Below are 20,333 nucleotides of genomic sequence, written 5' to 3' on the forward strand. Positions count from 1 at the left end.
GCCGCGCCGTCCACTGGCCTGCGATTGGGAGCGCGGCTAATGGATGGCGCGGCAAAGCGTAACGCGGCCGCGCCCGTGGCCCGTCCTGCGGCCACCCGTGCGGCTGCGCAATTGGGCGCCCCCGCGGCCAGCCCGGCAACCGATGCTGCAACCGCCCCTGCATCCACCCCTGCATCCACCCCTTTAGCCAGCCTTGCCGCTTGCCCTGCGCCGGTGCCGGGCGACGCCAACGTCGGCGGCTTGCGCTGGCACGCGGACCGCTGGTGGTGGAGCGACGCCCCCGGCGCCGCACTCTACCTGTGGACCCCGGGCAGCGAAGCGCTGCGCAGCCGGCTGTCCGATTCGGTGGCCGCTTTCGCATTCTGCCAGTCGGGCCGGGCGCTGCTGGCGCAGTCCAAGTGGCTGTGCTTCGCCGACCTGGCCACGCCGCCGGCCCAGGGGCTGGGCCGCCGGACGCCGCGCGCCGCCGTGGCGGTGGACCCGGCCGAGCCGCGCACCGCCATCAGCGACGGCGACACCGACCGCGCCGGCAACTTCGTGTTCGGCACCGCCTTCGACGCCGACAGCCTGCGCGCCATCGGCAGTTTCTACCAGTACTCGCTGCGGCACGGCCTGCGGCGGCTGGCCCTGCCCACGGCTTCCGTGGCGCACAGCATCTGTTTCAGCCCGGACGGCGCTACCATGTACTTCAGCGACGCGCCTACCCGCCGCATCCTTCAATGCGACTACAACGCCGCCGACGCGCGGGTGGCCAACGTGCGCACCTTCGCCGAACTGCCCGACGGCCAGCCGCGCGGCGCCGTCGTCGACAGCGCGGGTTGCCTGTGGAGCGCGCAGGCGGGCGCCGGACGGGTGGTGCAGTACGCGCCGGACGGCGCACTGTTGCGCAGCATAGCCGTAGCCACGGTCAACCCGGCCCGGCCCGCGTTCGGCGGCCCGGAACTGGCGCAGCTGATGGTGGGCAGCGTGGCGGGCGGACTGCATGTGATCGATGGTGCGGGCGCCCGCGGCTTGCCAGCAGTGTTGTTCGACGACCGAAAACCATAACCAGGAGACAGGCATGAAGATTCCAGTACTCGCAGCGGCGGTGGCATCGACGGCGCTCAGCTTTGCCGTGCAGGCGGCAGACCCGGTCAAGATCGGTTTCCTGGTCAAGCAGGCCGAGGAGCCGTGGTTCCAGGACGAATGGCGCCACGCCGAGCAGGCCGCCAAGGACAAGGGTTTCACGCTGGTGAAGATCGGTGTGCCGAACGGCGAAAAAATGATGGCCGCGATCGACAACCTGGCCGCGCAAAAAGCGCAGGGCTTCGTCATCTGCGCGCCGGACGTGAAACTGGGCGCCGCCGTCGAGCGCCAGGCCAAGCGGCAGAACCTGAAAGTGATGTCGGTCGACGACCGCCTGGTGAACGGCGCCGGCAAACCTATCGCCAGCATTCCGCACATGGGCATTTCGGGCTACGAGATCGGCCGCCAGGTGGGCCAGGGCCTGGCCGAGGAAATGAAGGCGCGCGGCTGGAACCCGGCCGAAGTGGGCGCGCTGCGCGTGGCCTACGACCAGCTGCCGACCGCCAAGGAACGCACCCAGGGCGCGGTCGACGCGCTGAAGGAAGCCGGTTTCCCGGTCGCCAACATCGTCGACGCGCCGCAGACCCGCACCGATACCGAAAGCGCCTTCAACGCCGCCAATATCGCGCTGACCAAGCAGGCCCGCTTCAAGCGCTGGGTCGCCTTCGGCCTGAACGACGAGGCGGTGCTGGGCGCCGTGCGCGCCGCCGAGGGACGCGGCCTGCGCGCCGACTCGATGATAGGCATCGGCATCGGCGGCAGCAAGACGGCGCTGAACGAGTTCGCCAAGCCGGTCGCCACCGGCTTCTACGGCACGGTGCAGATCAGCCCCAAGCGCCACGGCTATGAAACCGCGGCCATGGTGTACCAGTGGATCACCGCCAACCAGGCGCCGGCGCCGGTCACCTTGACCAAGGGCCAGTTGATGACGCGCAAAAACCAGGCTGAATTGACCAAAGCCGGGGGCTGAGGTGTCCGCCTACCTGCAGTTCGAGGACGTCAGCAAGGTCTTCCCGGGCGTGAAAGCGCTCGACGGTGTCAGTTTCGAGGCGCACGCGGGCACCGTGCACGGCCTGCTGGGCGAGAACGGCGCCGGCAAATCGACCTTGCTGAAAATCCTCGGCGGCCAGTACAAGCCGGACGGCGGCCGCCTGCTGGTGGCCGGCAAGGAGCGCCACTTCGCGTCGGCGGCGGACGCCATCGCCGCCGGCGTGGCGGTGATCCACCAGGAATTGCAGTACGTGCCCGAGCTGACCGTGGCCGAGAACGTGCTGCTGGGCCGCCTGCCGACCCGCTTCGGGCTGGTCGACCACAGGGGCGCGCAAAAGCTGGTCACCTCACGCCTGGCCGAGCTGGGCGTGGACCTGGACCCGGCCGCGCGCCTGGCCGACCTGTCCATCGCGCAGCGCCAGATGGTCGAGATCTGCAAGGCCCTGATGCAGGACGCGCAGGTGATCGCCTTCGACGAGCCGACCAGCAGCCTGTCGCACCGCGAGAGCGAAGTGCTGTTCCGCCTGGTGCGCGAACTGCGCGAGGCCGGCCGCACCATCATCTACATTTCGCACCGCCTGGAAGAGCTGTACGCGCTGTGCGACACCTGCACCATTTTCCGCGACGGCCGCAAGATCGTCACGCACCCGGTGATGGCCGAGGTGCCGCGCGAACGGCTGATCGCCGACATGGTGGGCCGCCAGGTGAACGACATCTACGACTACCGCAGCCGCCCGGCGCGCGGCGAACGGCTGGCCGTGCGCGGCCTGCAGGGCGCGGCGCTGTCCGGGCCCGCCGATTTCAGCGTGCGCGGCGGCGAAGTGCTGGGCTTCTTCGGCCTGGTGGGCGCCGGGCGCAGCGAACTGATGCGCCTGCTGTACGGCGCTGACCGCCGCAGTGCCGGCCAGGTGCTGCTGGACGGCAAGGCCGTTCCCGCCGGCGGGCCGTCGGCCGCCATCGCGGCCGGCATCGTGCTGTGCCCGGAGGACCGCAAGGAGCAGGGCATCCTGGCGCGCGCCTCGGTGGCCGAGAACATCAACATCAGCTGCCGCCGCAACCGCCTGCTGGGCGGCCTGTTCCTGCGCCACAAGGAGGAGGCCGCGCGGGCCGACGATTTCATCCGCCGCCTGCGCATCAAGACCCCCAGCCGCGAGCAGGAAATCCGGCTGCTCTCGGGCGGCAACCAGCAGAAGGTGATCCTGGCGCGCTGGCTGGCCGAGCCGGACCTGAAGGTGCTCATCCTCGACGAGCCCACGCGCGGGATCGACGTCGGCGCCCGCAACGAGATCTACCGCATCATCCACGAGGTGGCCGAACGCGGCTGCTGCGTCATCGTCGTCTCCAGCGACCTGCCCGAAGTGCTGGGCGTGGCCGACCGCGTGCTGGTCATGCGCGCAGGCCGCATCAGCGGCGAGCTGTCGCGCGCCGACGCCAGCGAAACGGCGGTGCTGCGCCTGGCGCTGCCGGACGCCGTCGACAACAACCCATCCGCACGGAGTCTGCCATGAACAGCGCCACGTCTTCCCCGCCCGCCGCCCAGGCCGCCGCACGCCGCCGCGCCTGGCTGGCCGACTACAGCATGCCGCTGCTCTACATCGTGCTGTTCGCGGTGCTGGCCGTCACGGTGGAGAACTTCTTCTCCACCGCCAACGTGGTCGGCCTGATGCTGTCGGTGGCGCAGATCGGCATGGTGGCCTGCACCATGATGCTGTGCCTGGCCTCGCGCGACTTCGACCTGTCGGTCGGCTCCACCATCGCCTTCTCCGGCGTGCTGGGCGCCATCCTGCTCGAGCGCACCGGCAGCGTCTTGCTCGCGGTCGGCGGCGGCCTGGCGGCCGGCGCGCTGATCGGCGCCGGCAACGGCGTGCTGATCGCCTACCTGCGCATCAACGCGCTGATCGCCACCCTGGCCACCATGCTGATGGTGCGCGGCCTGGCCTTCATCGTCTCGCAGGGCCAGGCGGTGGGCATCGCCAGCGAAGCCTTCATCAGCTTCGGCGACGCGCGCGTGTTCGGCCTGCCGCTGCCGGTGCTGGTGGTGGCGGCCTGCTTCGTGGTGTTCGGCGTGCTGCTGAACCACACGGTGTTCGGCCGCAACACCCTTGCCATAGGCGGCAACCCGGAAGCGGCGCGCCTGGCCGGCGTCAAGGTCGAGCAGCTGCGCGTGTGGATCTTCCTGCTGCAGGGCCTGGTGACCGCGATGGCGGGCCTGATCCTGGCCTCGCGCATCACCAGCGGCCAGCCGAACGCGGCGCAGGGCTTTGAGCTGGACGTGATCTCGGCCTGCGTGCTGGGCGGCGTGTCGCTGCAAGGCGGCAAGGCGCGCATCGTCGGCGTGCTGGTGGGCGTGCTGATCATGGGGACGGTGGAGAACGTCATGAATCTGCTGGACGTGGACGCGTTCTACCAGTACCTGATGCGCGGCCTGATCCTGCTGGCGGCCGTGCTGCTGGACCAGCTCAAGACGCGCGGTTCCACCGGCCACCGCGACTAGGCGCCGCGCGAAGTGGCGTACACTGCGCTGTTTCTTGCCAGCGACGAGGCATGTTTCATTAATGCAACGGACATCCTGATTGACGGTGGCAGGTCGCAGCTCTATCATGACTAACGACCTCAGCCGCTTTTAGGCCCCCCGCATGCCAGATCCACGTTCCGACCGTTTCGTCCGTTCCCACCTGAAAACACGCCACCTGGTGCTGCTGGTGGAATTGGGCCGCCATGGCTCCATCCTGCACGCCGCGGTGGCGGCCAACCTGACCCAGCCGGCCGCCTCCAAGCTGCTCGGCGAGCTGGAGCACGCCCTCAATGTGCAGCTGTTCGAGCGCCTGCCGCGCGGCGTGGTGCCGACCTGGTACGGCGAAGTGATGATACGGCGCGCCAGCGCTGCGCTGGCCGAGATGGACGCGGCGCACCAGGAGGTGATGGAACTGCTGTCCGGCCTGAGCGGCCGCGTGGCGCTGGGCACGGTGCTGACGCCGTCCGCAGGACTGGTGACCGACGCCGTCAAATTGATCAAGAGCCGCAATGCGCGGCTGCAGGTGGCCATCAGCGTGGACACCAGCAAGCTGCTGACCGAGCGCCTGCGGGCGGGCGAGCTGGACCTGGTGATCGGCCGCATCCTGGACACCTCGCTGGCCGCCGAACTCACGTTCGAGCCGCTGACGGACGAGCCGCACAGCCTGATCGCCGGCGCCGGCCATCCCTTTGCCGCCCGCGGCGATCTGCAACTGGCCGATCTGGCGCGCCTGGGCTGGGTGCTGCCGCCGGCCGGCAGCATCCTGCGCGACCGCCTGACCGCGCTGTTCTTGTCGCAGGGCCTGGAGCCGCCGTCGGAAACCGTGGAAACGCTGGCGCTGCCGGTGGTCACGAATCTGCTGATCGGCAGCCGCATGGTGGCCGCCTTGCCGGAGGAGCTGGTGCGGCCCTACCTGGACGCCGGCCTGCTGGTGGTGCTGCCTTACGACCTGGGCTTGCGCATGGATTTGTACGGCATCGTCACGCGCCGCCAGCACCAGCTGTCGCCGGGTGCCGAGGCCATGCTGGCCACCTTGCGCGAAGTCGCCGCCGCGCGTTACCCGGCCCGGACCTGACTTGCCGGCGCGCTGGCGGGGGCACTGATGGGTGCGCCGAGGCAAGCCTGCTTCTGCTAGGCTGGGGCCATGAAAAACCTGAACCTGTTCCGCATCCCCACCGACTTGAAACTGCGTGAAGCCGATGCGGCCAGCCAGCCGCTGGCAGCGGGCGGCAAGGACGGCGGCAAAAACGGCGTCAAGGAAGAAACCGAGCGCCTGCTGGAGCGCATCGCCGAGCTGCAACCCATGTTGCACGCGCAGGGCAAGCACAAGGTCTTGCTGGTCCTGCAAGGCATGGACACCTCCGGCAAGGACGGCGCGATCCGCAGCCTGTTCAGCAAGATCAACCCGGTCGGCCTGCGCGCCGTGGCGTTCAAGGCACCCACCGACACCGAGGCCGCGCACGACTTCCTGTGGCGGGTGCACCGCGAGGTGCCGGGCCAGGGCGAGATCGTGGTCTTCAACCGCAGCCATTACGAGGACGTGCTGATCACGCGCGTGCTGGGCATGGTGGACGCGAAGGAATGCAAGCGCCGCTACGCCCACATCCGCGATTTCGAGCGCATGCTGGCCGAGACCGGCACCGTCGTCATCAAGGTCTTCCTGCACATATCCAAGGACGAACAGCGCGCGCGCCTGCAGGCGCGGCTGGACGACCCGGCCAAGCAGTGGAAGTTCGACCCGGCCGACATCGCGCAGCGCAAGAAATGGAGTGCCTTCCATCGCGCTTACGAAGAGGCGATGCTGGCCACCGACGCCGGCCACGCGCCCTGGTACGTGGTGCCGGCCGATTCCAAGCCGCAGCGCAACCTCGCCATCGCCTCCATATTGCTGGAGACCCTGGAGGGCTTGAAGCTGCGCTGGCCCAAGCCCGATCCGGCGCTGGCCGACGTCAGTATCAAGTAGGGCCGCGCCCTGCAGGCGCGCCCGGTCTGTGGCATAGTGGGCAACGATAATCAATCACTATGCACGGAGACTCCTATGCACTTGAAAGATCCCACCCTGCTGCGCCAGCAAGCCTACATCGACGGCGCCTGGAGCGACGCGGACAACGGCAAGACCCACGCCGTCGTCAATCCCGCCAACGGCGAGCAGATCGGCACCATCCCCGATTGCGGCGCGGCCGAGACGCGCCGCGCCATCGAGGCCGCCAACGCCGCCTGGCCGGCCTGGCGCAAGAAGACCGCCAAGGAACGCGCCGCCGTGCTGCGAAAATGGTCGGACCTGATCGTCGACAACGCGGACGACCTGGCGCTGCTGATGACCACCGAGCAGGGCAAGCCGCTGGCCGAGTCCCGGGGCGAGGTGATGTCCGGCGCCTCCTTCATCGAATGGTTCGCGGAAGAGGGCAAGCGCGTCGCGGGCGACACGCTGGCCTCGCCGTGGCCGGACCGCCGCCTGATCGTCACCAAGGAGCCTATCGGCGTGTGCGCGGCCATCACGCCGTGGAATTTCCCGAACGCGATGATCACCCGCAAGGCCGGCCCGGCGCTGGCGGCGGGCTGCCCCATGGTGCTGAAACCGGCCGAGGCGACGCCGTTCTCGGCGCTGGCGCTGGCCGTGCTGGCCGAGCGCGCGGGCGTGCCGGCCGGCGTGTTCAGCGTGGTGACCGGTTCGCCGCGCGCCATCGGCGGCGAGATGACCAGCAACCCCATCGTGCGCAAGCTGAGCTTCACCGGTTCGACCGGCGTCGGCCGCCTGCTGATGGAGCAGTGCGCGCCCACCATCAAGAAGCTGTCGCTGGAGCTGGGCGGCAACGCGCCCTTCATCGTCTTCGACGACGCCGACCTGGACGCGGCGGTCGAGGGCGCGATTGCCTCCAAGTACCGCAACGCGGGCCAGACTTGCGTCTGCGCCAACCGCATCTACGTGCAGGACGGCGTGTACGACGCTTTCGCCGAGAAGTTCGTGGCGGCGGTGGCCAGGCTGAAAGTGGGCGACGGCACCGAAGCGGGCGTGACCCAGGGACCGCTCATCGACGGCAAGGCGGTGCAGAAGGTGGAGGAGCACGTGGCGGATGCGCTGGCCAAGGGCGGCCGCCTGCTGTTGGGCGGCAAACGCCACGCGCTGGGCCATGGCTTCTTCGAGCCGACCGTGATCGCCGACGTGACCTCGGACATGCGGGTGGCGGCCGAGGAAACCTTCGGCCCGCTGGCGCCGCTGTTCCGTTTCCACACCGACGACGAGGCCGTCGCGCTGGCCAACAGCACCGAGTTCGGCCTGGCCAGTTATTTCTATTCGCGCGACATCGGCCGCGTGTGGCGCGTGGCCGAAGGGCTGGAGTCGGGCATGGTGGGCGTCAACACCGGGCTGATCTCGAACGAGATCGCCCCCTTCGGCGGCGTCAAGCAGTCCGGCCTGGGCCGCGAAGGGTCGGTCTACGGGATGGACGACTACCTGGTCGTCAAATACATCTGCCTGGGCGGCATCTGAGCTAAGCCGAAGGCGGCGCCAGCAGCTGCATCAGCTGCTGGCTGAGCTGCGCGTAGCGGGCGCTGTCCCGTTGCCGCAGCTCCTGCAGGAAGCTGGCGATCGCATTGCCGCTGAGTTCCGCGCCCGCTTCCCCGCCCGGGTCTCCCGCTGACAGTTCCACGCCGCGCCGCGCCAGCTTCAGGCGCTGGATGTCGGCGTTCGCCAGGCGCAGCTTGCCGAGCGGGCTTTTCTCGTCCGCCGGCACGTCCTTCATCGTCTCCAGCAGCACTTCCGTGATCCAGCCCAGCTGGCTGCCGTAGGACGCGCGCTTGAAAGCGGCGCGTTCGAGCGCGCCATCGCCAGCCGCCGGCGGGATCGCGCTGAAGAACCGGTCCAGCTCGATGTCCTGCTTTACGCTGCCGCTCCACGGCAGGAAGAACTGCGGGGACCAATGCCAGAACAGGGGAAACATGGGGACCTCCGGTGGTGGTGAAAGAAGCGGAATCAGGGGCAGCTGCCGACCACCACGTAGTTGTCGGGCGCGGTGCGCCGCAGGGAGCTGCGGACGAAGAAACTGTCCAGGCCCATGCTCTGGCCGGAACCCTGGGCGTAGGCGAAGAAGAAGCGGTCGTAGGCGCGCCCGGCGCTCACATGGTCGGCGTTGCTGGCGGTAAAGCACACCACGTCGCCGGGCGGCGGCGTATTCGGCGGCGGCGCGCCGCCGCCGGTCAGCCTTTGCACCATGCGTTGCACGGCGGCCATCTGGCGGCCGTTCTTGCGCGCGAAGTTGGCGTCGTCGTAGTTGAACCAGTCCCAGCAGGCGTTCGGATTGGCCAACGGGAACAGCGGCGCCGCCTGCGGGAACAGCAGCAGGATGCGGTTGCTGTCGGCCCAGGCCACGTAGCCGCTGTTGAGGATAAATTTGTCGCCGACGCTGCGCGCGTCCTGCTTGCAGCCGTGGAAGGCCACGTGCAGCTTGCATCCCTGGCCGGGGCTGCTGCTGCCGCTGCCTTCGCAGGCGGGCGGCACGTACAGGAAGCCGCTGGCGGCCATGCCATGCGAGGTCGGGTCCGGCAGGTATTGCGCCTGGTCGAACTCCAGCAGGCGGCCGGCCGGCGCGCTGGCGCTGCGCGGCGCCAGGCCCGCGTAGATCCAGTGCAGCAGGCGGCCGGCGGCGTCGTAGCCGCAGTTGTTGATGTAGGGCGAGCCCAAGGTGCCGCAGGCGCTGCCGAAACTGTCGGTGGGCATCGCGTGCTGGGCGGCGATGTCCTTGCTGTAGCTGATGTTGTCGCTGGCCATGTAATGGCGGTAGTAGCTGGCCAGGTCGTTCATCACGGCTTGCGGCACCACGGTGTCGGCGGTGCCGGAGAACAGGAAAATGCGTTGCGCGGCCAGGTTGGACGTGGGGTCGATGCTGCCGGCGGCGGCGTACTGGTCGGTGAGAGCGGTCAGCTGCGGCACATTGGTGCCGCCGGCACGCACCTGGCATGTGCCGAAGCCGGTGCAGCTGCAGACGGTGGTGGCGGTGTCGACGTTGCCGCGCGAGCAGCCGTAAGGGCCGCCGGCCACGATGCCCGCCCCTTTCACGCTGGCCGAATAGGCCACGCTGTATTGCACTGCCATGTAGCCGCCGGAGGACAGGCCGGAGACGGACACGTCGCCCGCCTTCATGGCGGGCAGGGCGGGCAGTTGGGCCTGCAGCGGCAGCAGCAACAGGGCGGCGCCTATCAGTACGATCAGGATCAGCACATGCAGGAGACGATGGGAACGGCGCGGGGGACGCATGGCGGACTTTCTCATCAGCAAGGGGAGAGCAACCATTTTGCGGCGTGTTGGACGCACGGGGTTTAATCTGCATCAACAATGCGGAGGATAGACGGTGAACAGGCGGTGAACAGGCGCGGGATGGGCGTATGACTTAGAATGGTTTTTTTCACTTGATTGCACAAACCGCCATGTCCAGAAAATTCGCCGCATTTGCCTTCGTCTCCACGCTGGGTTTGCTGGGCAGCGCGCCCGTGCGTGCGCAGGCGCCGGCCCCGGCCGCCGCGCCGGCGGCCAGCTGCCCCGCCATCCTGAAGCAATCCTTCAACCGCCTGCAGGACGAGGCGCCGCAGGACCTGTGCCAGTACGCCGGCAAGGTGATCCTGGTGGTGAACACGGCCAGCTATTGCGGCTACACCAAGCAGTACGAGGGCCTGGAGGCGCTGTACGGGAAGTACGGCAGCAAGGGCCTGGTAGTGCTGGGCTTCCCGTCGAACGACTTCGGCAAGCAGGAACCGGGTTCGGCCAAGGAAATCGCCGACCTCTGCTACAACACCTACGGCGTCAAGTTCCCGATGTTCGCCAAGACGGTCGTGTCCGGCTCGGCGGCCAATCCCCTGTACGCCAAGCTGATCCAGGCCACAGGCAAGACCCCGGCCTGGAATTTCCACAAATACCTGATCGACCGCAACGGCAAAGTCGTTGAAAGCTTCCCGAGCAAAGTGACGCCGGAGGACAAGCAGCTGGTCGGCGCGGTCGAGAAAGCGCTGGGTGGCTGAATGGAAGCCGCCAAGCCATCCCATGTTGCCGACCTGATCGGTTTGTCGCGTCTGGCCACCGGCGCCGTCGGCGGCGTGGCGGACCTGGCGCAGGCGCTGCACCTGACGATATTGGGCAACGTGCCGGCGCCGGTCGGACGGCCGCTGGCGCGGGTCACCTCCATGGTCTACCGCAGCGTGCGCGGCGTGGCCGGCTTGGCGGGCGGCGGCCTGGACCAGGTGCTGTCGCGTTTGCAGCCCCTGCTGGGCGAGCGCGGCGGCTGGGCCGGGCGCGAAGCCGTCCTGGCGGCGCTGAACGGCGTGCTGGGCGACCGCCTGGCGCACGACGGCAATCCGCTGGCGATCACGATGCAGTTCCGGCGTGACGGCGTGGCGATCATGCCGGCCGACCTGGTCACCGCAGCCGCGGCTTCAGGCTCAGGCTCAGGTTCAGGTTCAGGTTCAGGTTCAAGCGCGGCTGCAGCAGGTTCGGCCCCGCCTGCTGTCAGCGGCCGCATCCTGGTGCTGGTGCATGGCCTGTGCATGAACGACCTGCAATGGCAGCGCAACGGCCACGACCACGGCGCGCTCCTGCAGCGCGAGCGCGGCTACACGCCGCTCTACCTGCACTACAACACCGGCCGCCATATCTCCGAGAACGGCGACGACTTCGCGCACAAGCTGGAGGCGCTGCTGGCGTGCTGGCCGGTGCCGGTGGAGGAACTGGTTATCGTCGGCCACAGCATGGGCGGCCTGGTGGCGCGCAGCGCCTGCCATTACGGCGCGCAGGCGGGGCACGGCTGGCTCAAGCACCTGAGCAAGCTGGTCTTCCTCGGCTCGCCGCACCAGGGCGCGCCGCTGGAACGCGGCGGCAACTGGGTGCATCTGCTGACCGACATGACCCCCTATACGGCGCCATTCTCGCGCCTGGCCAAGCTGCGCAGCGCCGGCATCACCGACTTGCGCCACGGCAGCCTGCTGGACGAGGACTGGGTCGGCCGCGACCGCTTTGCCCACGGCGCGGCGTTGCCGCAGGCCGTGCCCTTGCCGGAAGGCGTGGCCTGCTACACGATCGCCGCCACCATCGGCAAAGACCCGCGCGACTTGAGCGGCCGGTTGGCGGGCGACGGCCTGGTGCCGCTGCCCAGCGCCCTGGGCTGGAACGAAGATCCCCGGCGCAGCCTCGGCTTCGCCACCGGCAGCCAAGCTACCGTGTACGGCGCCAACCATCTTGAACTGCTGGACTCCCGGCCGGTCAGCCAGCAATTGCTGGCCTGGCTGTAGGCTTTGCCTGGCAGCTGCCGGCTATTCGCAGTCAGCCACTGGGGAAGCGCGAATAAGCGCCAGCTCCCGCGCAGGGCTCGGCGCCCCCACGGGAATCCATGCTAGGGCCTCCGAGCATGCGAAGCAGGGGTTCCCGCGTGCGCGGGAACGACAAATTGGCGCTTATTCGAGGTACGCACTAGTCACTAGCCGCCAGCCGCCAGCCGCCAGCCGCTGCTCATGCGGCGGCGAGCGCGGAGCGCTCCAGCGGGAAGCCTTCGTCCAGCCAGCCGGTGATGCCGCCGGTCATCAATTTCACCGGCAGCCCCAGTTTTGCCAGGCGGACCGCCGCGCGGGCCGCGCCGTTGCAGTGCGGGCCGGCGCAATACACGACGAACAGCGTCCCGGCCGGGTAGGCTGCCATCTTCGAGCCGATGATCTTGCGGTGCGCCAGGTCGACCGCGCCCGGCACGTGGCCGGCCGCGTACTTTTCCGTGCCGCGCACGTCCAGCAGCACGAAGTCCGGCTGGCCGGTGCTGAACGCGTCGTGCACATCCCAGCAGTCGGTTTCGAAGGTGAACGAGGCTTCAAAATGCGCCAGGGCGAGTTGGCTGGGGGCGGCGGCGATTTCGGTGACGGACGACATGGCGTTTCCTTGTGTGCGTTGTGGAGATGCCATTATCGGAGGCGGCGGCCGACGGCGGCAGTGGCGCATATGCCAATATGCGGTAACATTGCGCCATGAAAAAACATCTCGTCGTCGCGCTGGCCTACGACAGGCTGTGCACCTTTGAATTCGGCTTCGTGGTCGAACTGTTCGCGCTGGAGCGCCCGGAACTGGGCGTGCAATGGTACGACTTCCAGGTCTGCGCCATCGAAGCGGGGCCGATCCGCGCGGCCGGCGGCATCCTCGTGCAAGCGCCCCACCGGCCCGAATTGCTGGCGCTGGCCGACACCATCGTCATTCCCGGCTGGCGCGACGCCGACGAGCCGCCGCCGCCCGAGCTGCTGGACGCGATCCGCGCCGCCCATGCGCGCGGCGCCCGCCTGTGCTCGATCTGTTCGGGCGTGTTCGTGCTGGCGGCGGCGGGTGTGCTCGATGGCCTGCGCGCCACCACGCACTGGCGCTACACGGAGCGGCTGGCGCGCCATTTCCCGCGCGTGCTGGTCCAGCCGGACGATTTGTACGTGGACGCGGGCCAGATCATCACCTCGGCCGGATCGGCGGCCGGCATCGACATGCTGCTGCACCTGGTGCGGCGCGATTACGGCGCGCGGGTGGGCAACCTGGTGGCGCAGCGGCTGCTGGTGGCGCCGCACCGGGAGGGCGGCCAGGCGCAGTTCCTGCCTCGCCCGATGGCGTACGACGAGCAGGGCAGGCTGTCGCGCCTGATGGACTGGCTGCGCGCCAACCCCGGCCTGCAGCACACGGTGAAAAGCATGGCCGCACACGCCGCGATGAGCACGCGCACCCTGCAGCGCCAGTTCCAGGACGCTACCCGCATGGGACCGGTCGAATGGCTCACGCGCGAGCGCGTCGCCATCGCCAAGGACTTGCTGGAATCGGCCGACATACCGCTGTCGCAGGTGGCCGAGCGCGCCGGCTTCGGCTCGGAGGAATCGTTGCGCCGCCACTTCCGCCGCCTGGCCTCCACCAGCCCCGGCGCCTACCGCCGCCGGTTCGCCGCCACGCTGTAGCAATCCTGCATCCTGCGCCGTGCCTGTGCGCCTATCGTGCGCCGCTTGTGCTGGCGGCGCCGATGGCCTAATCTGGTCGACTCACAAGCGCGAAGGAGACCACCATGCCTTATGTCGATGGATTTGTGTTGCCGCTGCCCACGAAGAATGTGGACGCGTATAAGAAAATGTCGAACGCCTGCGGCGCCGTCTGGCGCGAGTACGGCGCGCTGGAATACCGCGAATGCATCGGCGACGATGTGAAGCCGGGCCAGCATACTTCCTTTCCGCAGGCGGTCAAGCTGGAGGACGGCGAGACCGTGGTGTTCGCGTGGATCGTCTACGAGTCGCGCGCCAAGCGCGACGAGGTCAACGAGAAGGTGATGAAAGACCCGCGCCTGGCCGAATGGATGAAGCCGGAAAGCCTGCCCTTCGATGGCAAGCGCATGTTCTGGGGCGGCTTCGAGATGATCGTGGACCTGTGAGCCCGGCCCCGCTTCAAGCCACCAGCGGCAGCGTCACCACCATGCGGGTGCCATGCCCGGGCGCGCTGGCCGCCTGGATCTGCCCGTTCAGGATCTTGGTGGCGATGTTGTAGCACACGTACAGCCCCAGCCCCGAGCCGCCGGCCCCCATCTTGGTGGTGAAAAACGGCTCGAAAATGTGCTGCAGGTGCGCGTCCGGGATGCCCGCGCCGTCGTCTTCCACGCCCAGTTCCAGCATGCCGCCGCCCAGCGCGCGCGCGCTTATCCGCACCGTGCCGTGCGCGCGGCCCTCGAAGCCGTGCAGCACGGCGTTGTTGATCAGGTTGGTGATCACCTGGCCCAGCGGTCCCGGAAAACTGTCCAGCTCGATCTCCGGGCCCACCTCGCACAGCACCTGGTAGGGCGTGTTGCGCAGCATGGGGGTCAGGATCAGCACTGTTTCCTGCACCAGGTCGGCCAGGGCGAACTTGCGCCGCTGCGAACTGGCGCGGTCGATCGCGACCTGCTTGAAGCTGTTGATCAGGCTGCCGGCCCGCTTCAGGTTGCGCTGCAGGATGTCGCCCGCATCGTTGGCGTCGGCCAGGTATTTTTCCAGGGCCGAGCGGGTCAGACCCTGGTTGTCCCGCAAGCGGCGCGCCATCTCCTGGCTCAGGTCGGTGAGCGTGCTGGCGATCAGCATGCCGTTGCCGATCGGCGTGTTCAGCTCGTGCGCGATGCCGGCCACCATGGCGCCCAGCGCCGCCAGCGTTTCGCTGCGCACCAGTTCCGATTGCGCCATGTTCAGCTCGGCCACCGTGCGCTGCAGCTGCTGCGTGGTGTGGCGCAGCGCCAGGTGGGTGTTCAGCCGCACCAGCACTTCCTCGATCTGGAACGGCTTGGTGATGTAGTCCACGCCGCCGGCGCGGAAGCCGGTCAGCTTGTCGCCGGTTTCGCCCAGCGCGGTCATGAAGATCACGGGTATGTCGCGCGTGCTGTCGTCGGCCTTCAAGCGGCGGCAGGTTTCGATGCCGTCCAGCACCGGCATCATCACGTCCAGCAGGATCAGGTCCGGACACAGGAAGCGCGCCCGCATCAGCCCCTCCTCGCCGTCCTGCGCCACCGCCACGCTCAGGTCGTGCTGTTCCAGGTAGTCGACCAGCACCCCCAGGTTGGCGGGCGTGTCGTCGATGATGAGCACCGTCTTTTGCGGCGGCTGGCTGGGAGGTGAAATCATGGCTGTGTGCTGTGGTCCAGGTAGTGGCGGGCCAGCTCCAGCAGGGCGCGCGACTGGTAGCTCTCGGCCAGCTGGCGCAACCTGTCGGCGAAGGGCCGGTAGCGCGGATCGCTTCCGGCCAGCTCGGCGGCGTACTGGCGGATGTTGCGCATATTGCCCGCCAGCGCGAGCGCGTGCAGATGCTCCAGCTCGGCAGGCGGCGGCGGCAGCGGGAACGTCCCTCCGGCCAGTGCCGGTTCGGGCGCGGGGGGCGGCGCCGGCGCCAGCCGCCAGTCCAGTTCCAGGTATTCACCGACCTTGCGTAGCAACATCTCCTGGTGGATGGGCTTGGCGAGGAAGGCGTTGGCGCCGGCGCCCAGGCTGGCGGTCTCGTCGGATTGCGACACGCTGGCGGACACGGCGATGATGGGCAGCCGCGCGTAGCGGGGCTGCGCGCGCAGACGGCGCGTCGCTTCGGTCCCGTCCATGCCGGGCATGGCGATATCGGTGATGACCAGGTCGGGCATCTCGTCGCGCACGCAGTCCAGGCATTCCTGGCCGTCGCGCGCCAGCCGGGTGGTGAAGCCCAGGCCGCCGAGCAGGTCGGCCAGCATGGCGCGGTTGGCCTCCAGGTCGTCGACGATCAGGATGGTGCGGCGCCGCCCTTCATAGCCGGCGATGGCCGCCTCGGCCGGTGCGGGCCGCGTGCCGGCGTCGGCCAGCGGCAGCGCCAGGTCGAACCAGAAACGGCTGCCGGCCCCCGGCTCGCTATGCACCTCGACGGCGCTGCCCATCATCTGCATGATCTGCGCGCTGATGGCCAGGCCCAGGCCGGTGCCGCCGGCACGGCGCGCGGCGTCGCCGGCTTGTTCGAAGGGCTGGAACACGCGCGCCAGTTCATCCGGCAGCATGCCGACGCCGCTGTCCTCGACGCAGAAGCGCAGGCGCGCGCTGTCGCCGGCCAGGCCCAGCAGCTCCAGGCGCAGGCTGACCTGGCCGTCGGTGGTGAATTTGATGGCATTGCCCAGCAGGTTGAGCAGGACCTGGCGCAAACGCTTTTCGTCCAGCAGCACCGCGCCTGGCAGGCCGGCGTCCGCGTGGCAGCTGAACCGCAACTGCTTCTCCTCCGCCTTGACGCGGATGATATCGCCGATCTCGTCCACGAAGGCCGCCAGGTTGACCGCGTGCGGCGCCAGGCTGAACCTGCTCGCCTCGATCTTGGCCAGGTCCAGCACGTCGTTGATCAGGGCCAGCAAGTGCGCGCCGCTGCGCTCGATGGTGACCACGCCGCGCCGCTGGCGCTCGCTCAGCGCGGCGTCGCGCGCCAGGATCTGGGCGTAGCCGAGGATGGCGTTGAGCGGCGTGCGCAGTTCATGGCTCATATTGGCCAGGAACTGGCTCTTGGCATGGGTGGCGCTTTCGGCGTCGCGGCGCGCACTCTGCACCGCGGCGTTCAAGCGCTGCAGCTCGTCGTTCTGCTGGCGCAGGCTGTCGGTGCGGGCCGCCACCTGGTTTTCCAGGAAATGGTTGGCGGACGCCAGCAGGGCGCGCATGGCGGAGTCGGCATGGCGGTCCAGCCGCACATGCAAGCGGGTCTCGGTGCGCTGCGCGCCGGCCTCGGCCAGGGCATGCGAAAGCTGGCCCAGAGGCCGCGTCAGCGTGTAGTAGAACGCCACGCTGACCGCCAGCGCCAGGGCGGCGTTCTGCAGGAAGCCGAACAGCAGCGTGAGGCCGGCGCGCCGCAGCACGCCGGAGGCGATGACGGCGGCGTCCACCCGCACGGTCATGGTGCCCACTTCCTGCCGCAGGCCCTCCACGCTCAGGTGCAGCGTGAATTCGCTCTCGCCCATGGTCAGCCAGTCCGCCAGCCTGCCGGTCAGCCCGGCGATGCCGCCGGCCGTGCGGCCGCGGGCGCGCTGGGCCAGCAACTGGCCGGTTTCGGTACGGATCGCCACGCTGTAGATGGGCTGGTATTTGAGCAGGCTGTCCGCCACGCCCGCTGCCAGGTAGGGGCTGACGCTGAACGCGGCCTGGCTGGCGGGCTGGCGCAGGCTCTCCAGCACCTGCGTGATGGTGGCGCGCACGCTTTCGCGTTCGCTGCGCAGGTCGGCGCCGATCTGGATCGCGCTGAACACCAGTCCGAGCGCCAGCGCCACCGCCATGACGCGCGCGGCCTGGCGCACGTGCAGCCGGTCGAAGAAGGCGCGCAGGGATCGCATCAGGGCTTGGCTCCCGCCACGGCGCGCCGCAGGTGCTCGGCCAGCTTGCGCGCATCCTCGTCCAGCCATGCGAGGTAGTGCACCGCCATTGCCTCGCGCACGCCGGGCCGCGCCAGCACCGCGTTCACCTTCTCCACCACCGCCAGGCCCTGCGCGCTGTTGGAGCAGGCCACGTGGTTGACGGCGGCGTCGGCCTGCTCCGCGAGCGGATAAAAGCGCAGCGCCTTGATGTCGTCGACGTTGCGCAAGCCCAGGTAGTACGGCACTTCGAAGGGCTGGCCCAGGATGGCGTCGACGCGCTTGGCCAGCAGCATCTGCACCAGGCTGCGCGCGGCCTCCGGCGTGCTCAGGCCGAACAGCCTGGGCTGGTCCTTATAGGGTCTGAGCACCGTGTCGACGGGCCCGCCGTAGCTGCGCGCGGCATCGATGCCCAGGCTGACCTGGCCGTCCGCCAGCAGCTTGTCCAGCACCAGCTTGCCCTTGGCGTTGACATAGGGCGCCACGCGCGCCGCTTCGCCCCTGCGGACGAAGGCGCCGGCGGGGATGGCCGCCAGGGTCGGCGCGGAAAACACCATGAATTGCTCGCGCTCCGGATTGCGGATCAGGCCGGGACTGCAGGCGGCGCGCTCGGTCTTGAGCATCAGGGCGATGCGCTGGATGGGCACCACCACGATCTTGTGCCGGTATTCCGGCAGGGCGGGCAGCAGCTGGTGGCGCAGTCCCATCTCGATGAAGCCTTCACCCTTGCGCGGGCCGTCGGTGATCACCAGCGGCGCCAGGTCGTACAGATACCAGGTGATTTCGGGCTGCGCGGCGGCTGCCCCGGCGTGCGAGGCCGCGGCGGCCAGGACGGCGGCCAGCGGGCAAAACGGCAGGACGAAGGAGCGTGGCATTGTGCATTCCCTCCAAGATTGAAATGCAGGCAACATTGGATGCAATGGTGCACATCCAATTGTAGTCCAGTGCACCGGGCGATTGGTGGTATTCGCGGCACTGCCGCGCCATGTCATGGCACGCCGCCGGTGAGGGAGCCTACAGGATGGCGCGCATGGGGCCGCGCAGGGCGTTGCAGACGACGATGGCCTCGGCCCGCAGCAGCATGGCGCGCGTGACGACGCCTTCGCTGGCGTGCCAGGCCGGATCCTCCAGCATCGCCGCGCGCATCACGCCGGGCAGCAGGCCGCAGGACAGCGGCGGCGTGACCCAGCGCCCGTCCAGCTGTACGAAGACGTTGCTGCGGCCGCCCTCGGTCAATTCGCCGCGCTCGTTGAAGAACAGCGTGTCGAAGGCGCCTTGCGCCTCGGCGGCGCGCCAGGCGGCGTCGTAGCGCGCGCGCAGACTGGTTTTGTGGCGCAGGAAAAGGTCGCCGCTGTTGGTGGCAGCACCATGTTCTTCGGCCAGCAGCACGCGCACCGGTTCGGCCAGCGGCGCCAGCGCGCCTTGCTGCACCGCGAAGGCGCCGGCCTGGTTCAGGGCCAGGCGCAAGCGCGTCGGCGTGGCCGGGGCCATCATGTTGCAGGCCATGGCGATGTAGGCGCGCGCCGCCGCCTCGTCGTAGGCGAAGCCGAAGTAGCGCGCCGACGCGGACAGGCGCCGCAGATGGCGCTCCACGTCGCGCGCGCCCTGCTCGCGCGTGGCATACATGGTCTCGAACAGTTCGAAATCGTTGGACAGGCCGGTCAGGAAGCGCGCCTTCAGGCGGCACTCGGCGAATTCGTCGTTCGCCTCGCTGTCGTGGACGATGCCGGCGCCGACGCCCATCTCGCCGCGCCGCACGCCGTTCGCCGTGCCATCCTCCGGCGCCTGCAGCGCCAGCGTGCGGATCGGGACCGACATGCAGAAGTCGCCGATCCCGTGGTCGGACGGCTGGAACCAGCCGATGGCGCCGGTGTACAGGCCGCGCGGCGCCGGTTCCAGCTCGGCGATGATCTCCATGGTGCGCCGCTTGGGCGCGCCGGTGATGGAGCCGCAGGGGTAGAGCGCGTTGAAGATGTCGGCCATGGCGGTGCCCGCGCGCAGCCTGGCCCGCACGGTGGACGTCATCTGCAGCACGCTGCTGTAGCGCCGCACCTCGAACAGCGCCGGCACTTCCACCGTGCCGGTCTGCGCGATGCGGCCCATGTCGTTGCGCAGCAGGTCGACGATCATCAGGTTTTCGGCGCGGTTCTTGGTATCGGCCGCGAGCGCCGCCGCGCGTCGGGCGTTCTCCGCGTCGTCGTCTTCGCCGCCGCCCGCCGCCGGCGCCGTGCCCTTCATCGGCCGCGCGGTCAGTTCGCCGGCCTCGTGGCGCACGAACAGTTCCGGCGACAGCGACAGCACCGCCGTGCCGTCGTCCAGCGCGACCAGCGCGCCGTAAGGCACCGGCTGGCGCGCGCGCAGGCGCTCGTACAGGCCGAAAATGGACCCGAAGGCATCGAAGCGCAGGCGATAGGTATAGTTCACCTGGTAGGTGTCGCCCGCCGCGATGTAGTTGCGGATGCGGTCGATGGCGTGCGTGAACTGCGCCTGGTCGACGTTGGCGCGGACGTCCGCGATGCCGGCCGGCGTTTCGTCGGCTTCCGACCGGGCGGCCAGCCACGCCGCCACCTCGGCTTGCGACAGCACGTCGCAGCGGTTGAAGATCAGGATTTGCGCCAGCGGCAGGACAGGATGGGTAGCCGAACTCGCCGCCGCGTGCGGCGGCAGGCCCAGGATGTGCGCGCCCAGCTCATAGGCGCACAGCGTGACCGCGTGCTGGCCGTTGCCCAGCGCCGTTTCCATTTGCTCCAGTACCCGGGTCCATCCAGCCAGGTCGTGGCAGCGCAGGGTGGCGGCATGTCCGGTGTAGAGGCGCGAGCGCGCGGCGGCCAGGCCGTCCGGGCTGGCGTCGTCCAGCAGTGCAAAACACTCAACACGCGGTTCAAGGCTGGATGCGGCGCTCATGGCGGATTCGACTT

18 protein-coding genes and 1 pseudogene are annotated in these 20,333 nt (G+C 69.1%); 12 read left to right on the forward strand and 7 right to left on the reverse strand.

Translation table 11 applies throughout. From position 1 onward, the window contains the following. The first annotated feature begins 39 nt into the window (after positions 1-39). The 8 genes and pseudogenes from ACSQ8Y_RS24765 to gabD all read left to right on the forward strand — a co-directional run bounded on the left by ACSQ8Y_RS24765 (position 40) and on the right by gabD (position 8,060). Entirely contained in the window at positions 40-1,047 is a 1,008-nt protein-coding gene (locus ACSQ8Y_RS24765) for an SMP-30/gluconolactonase/LRE family protein (protein WP_436269059.1), read from the forward strand. A 13-nt stretch (positions 1,048-1,060) separates the two neighbouring features. After that, positions 1,061-2,035: an arabinose ABC transporter substrate-binding protein gene (locus ACSQ8Y_RS24770; protein ID WP_436269060.1), complete on the forward strand. Its 975-nt coding sequence runs from the start codon at positions 1,061-1,063 to the stop codon at positions 2,033-2,035. Between the two features lies 1 nt (position 2,036). Then, positions 2,037-3,563: an L-arabinose ABC transporter ATP-binding protein AraG gene (gene araG, locus ACSQ8Y_RS24775; protein ID WP_436269061.1), complete on the forward strand. Its 1,527-nt coding sequence runs from the start codon at positions 2,037-2,039 to the stop codon at positions 3,561-3,563. After that, entirely contained in the window at positions 3,560-4,549 is a 990-nt protein-coding gene (gene araH, locus ACSQ8Y_RS24780) for an L-arabinose ABC transporter permease AraH (RefSeq protein WP_436269062.1), read from the forward strand. The genes araG and araH overlap by 4 nt, the downstream gene beginning before the upstream one ends. A 3-nt stretch (positions 4,550-4,552) precedes the next feature. Continuing rightward, positions 4,553-4,663: pseudogene (locus tag ACSQ8Y_RS24785) on the forward strand (SDR family oxidoreductase); the annotation flags it as partial. Positions 4,664-4,691: 28 nt separating this feature from the next. Next, positions 4,692-5,645, forward strand: a complete 954-nt coding sequence (locus tag ACSQ8Y_RS24790) for a LysR substrate-binding domain-containing protein (protein ID WP_436269063.1) — start codon at positions 4,692-4,694, stop codon at positions 5,643-5,645. Positions 5,646-5,714: 69 nt separating this feature from the next. Next, positions 5,715-6,533, forward strand: a complete 819-nt coding sequence (locus tag ACSQ8Y_RS24795; protein ID WP_436269064.1) for a PPK2 family polyphosphate kinase — start codon at positions 5,715-5,717, stop codon at positions 6,531-6,533. 75 nt (positions 6,534-6,608) lie between these two features. Further along, on the forward strand, positions 6,609-8,060 hold the full coding sequence (gene gabD / locus ACSQ8Y_RS24800; RefSeq protein WP_436269065.1) for an NADP-dependent succinate-semialdehyde dehydrogenase: 1,452 nt from the start codon (positions 6,609-6,611) through the stop codon (positions 8,058-8,060). A 1-nt stretch (position 8,061) separates the two neighbouring features. Here gabD and ACSQ8Y_RS24805 read toward each other — a convergent pair whose 3' ends face one another. Further along, positions 8,062-8,511, reverse strand: coding sequence for a hypothetical protein (locus tag ACSQ8Y_RS24805; protein WP_436269066.1), 450 nt, complete (start codon positions 8,509-8,511; stop codon positions 8,062-8,064). A gap of 32 nt (positions 8,512-8,543) precedes the next feature. Continuing rightward, complete coding sequence (locus ACSQ8Y_RS24810; protein ID WP_436269067.1) at positions 8,544-9,824, reverse strand: extracellular catalytic domain type 2 short-chain-length polyhydroxyalkanoate depolymerase; 1,281 nt, start codon at positions 9,822-9,824, stop codon at positions 8,544-8,546. A gap of 170 nt (positions 9,825-9,994) precedes the next feature. Between ACSQ8Y_RS24810 and ACSQ8Y_RS24815 the strand changes: the two genes are divergently transcribed. Both ACSQ8Y_RS24815 and ACSQ8Y_RS24820 read left to right on the forward strand, forming a co-directional pair. Next, entirely contained in the window at positions 9,995-10,582 is a 588-nt protein-coding gene (locus ACSQ8Y_RS24815) for a glutathione peroxidase (protein ID WP_436269068.1), read from the forward strand. Continuing rightward, positions 10,583-11,845, forward strand: a complete 1,263-nt coding sequence (locus ACSQ8Y_RS24820) for an alpha/beta hydrolase (protein ID WP_436269069.1) — start codon at positions 10,583-10,585, stop codon at positions 11,843-11,845. Positions 11,846-12,062: 217 nt separating this feature from the next. Here the strand turns inward: ACSQ8Y_RS24820 and ACSQ8Y_RS24825 are convergent, their stop codons facing one another. Further along, positions 12,063-12,470: a rhodanese-like domain-containing protein gene (locus ACSQ8Y_RS24825; RefSeq protein WP_436269070.1), complete on the reverse strand. Its 408-nt coding sequence runs from the start codon at positions 12,468-12,470 to the stop codon at positions 12,063-12,065. A gap of 95 nt (positions 12,471-12,565) precedes the next feature. Between ACSQ8Y_RS24825 and ftrA the strand changes: the two genes are divergently transcribed. Together ftrA and ACSQ8Y_RS24835 are read left to right on the forward strand one after the other, a co-directional pair. After that, the gene (ftrA, locus tag ACSQ8Y_RS24830; RefSeq protein WP_436269071.1) at positions 12,566-13,522 is read left to right on the forward strand and encodes a transcriptional regulator FtrA; all 957 of its coding nucleotides are present in this window, start codon (positions 12,566-12,568) and stop codon (positions 13,520-13,522) included. Between the two features lie 104 nt (positions 13,523-13,626). Next, positions 13,627-13,986: a DUF1428 domain-containing protein gene (locus tag ACSQ8Y_RS24835; RefSeq protein WP_436269072.1), complete on the forward strand. Its 360-nt coding sequence runs from the start codon at positions 13,627-13,629 to the stop codon at positions 13,984-13,986. Between the two features lie 13 nt (positions 13,987-13,999). Here the strand turns inward: ACSQ8Y_RS24835 and ACSQ8Y_RS24840 are convergent, their stop codons facing one another. The 4 genes from ACSQ8Y_RS24840 to pabB form a co-directional block, all read right to left on the reverse strand. Then, positions 14,000-15,199: a sensor histidine kinase gene (locus ACSQ8Y_RS24840; RefSeq protein ID WP_436269073.1), complete on the reverse strand. Its 1,200-nt coding sequence runs from the start codon at positions 15,197-15,199 to the stop codon at positions 14,000-14,002. Further along, positions 15,196-17,397: an ATP-binding protein gene (locus tag ACSQ8Y_RS24845; RefSeq protein ID WP_436269074.1), complete on the reverse strand. Its 2,202-nt coding sequence runs from the start codon at positions 17,395-17,397 to the stop codon at positions 15,196-15,198. The genes ACSQ8Y_RS24840 and ACSQ8Y_RS24845 overlap by 4 nt, the downstream gene beginning before the upstream one ends. Further along, a complete protein-coding gene (locus ACSQ8Y_RS24850; protein ID WP_436269075.1) occupies positions 17,397-18,290 on the reverse strand; it encodes a TIGR02285 family protein in 894 nt (297 codons plus the stop codon). The genes ACSQ8Y_RS24845 and ACSQ8Y_RS24850 overlap by 1 nt, the downstream gene beginning before the upstream one ends. A gap of 139 nt (positions 18,291-18,429) precedes the next feature. Further along, positions 18,430-20,319 carry an aminodeoxychorismate synthase component I gene (gene pabB / locus ACSQ8Y_RS24855; RefSeq protein WP_436269076.1) on the reverse strand — a complete coding sequence of 630 codons (1,890 nt, stop codon included), beginning with the start codon at positions 20,317-20,319 and terminating at the stop codon, positions 18,430-18,432. Positions 20,320-20,333: the final 14 nt, after the last annotated feature.

The sequence above is a fragment of the Pseudoduganella sp. LjRoot289 genome, assembly GCF_964252925.1.
Taxonomy (GTDB): Bacteria; Pseudomonadota; Gammaproteobacteria; order Burkholderiales; family Burkholderiaceae_D; genus Rugamonas.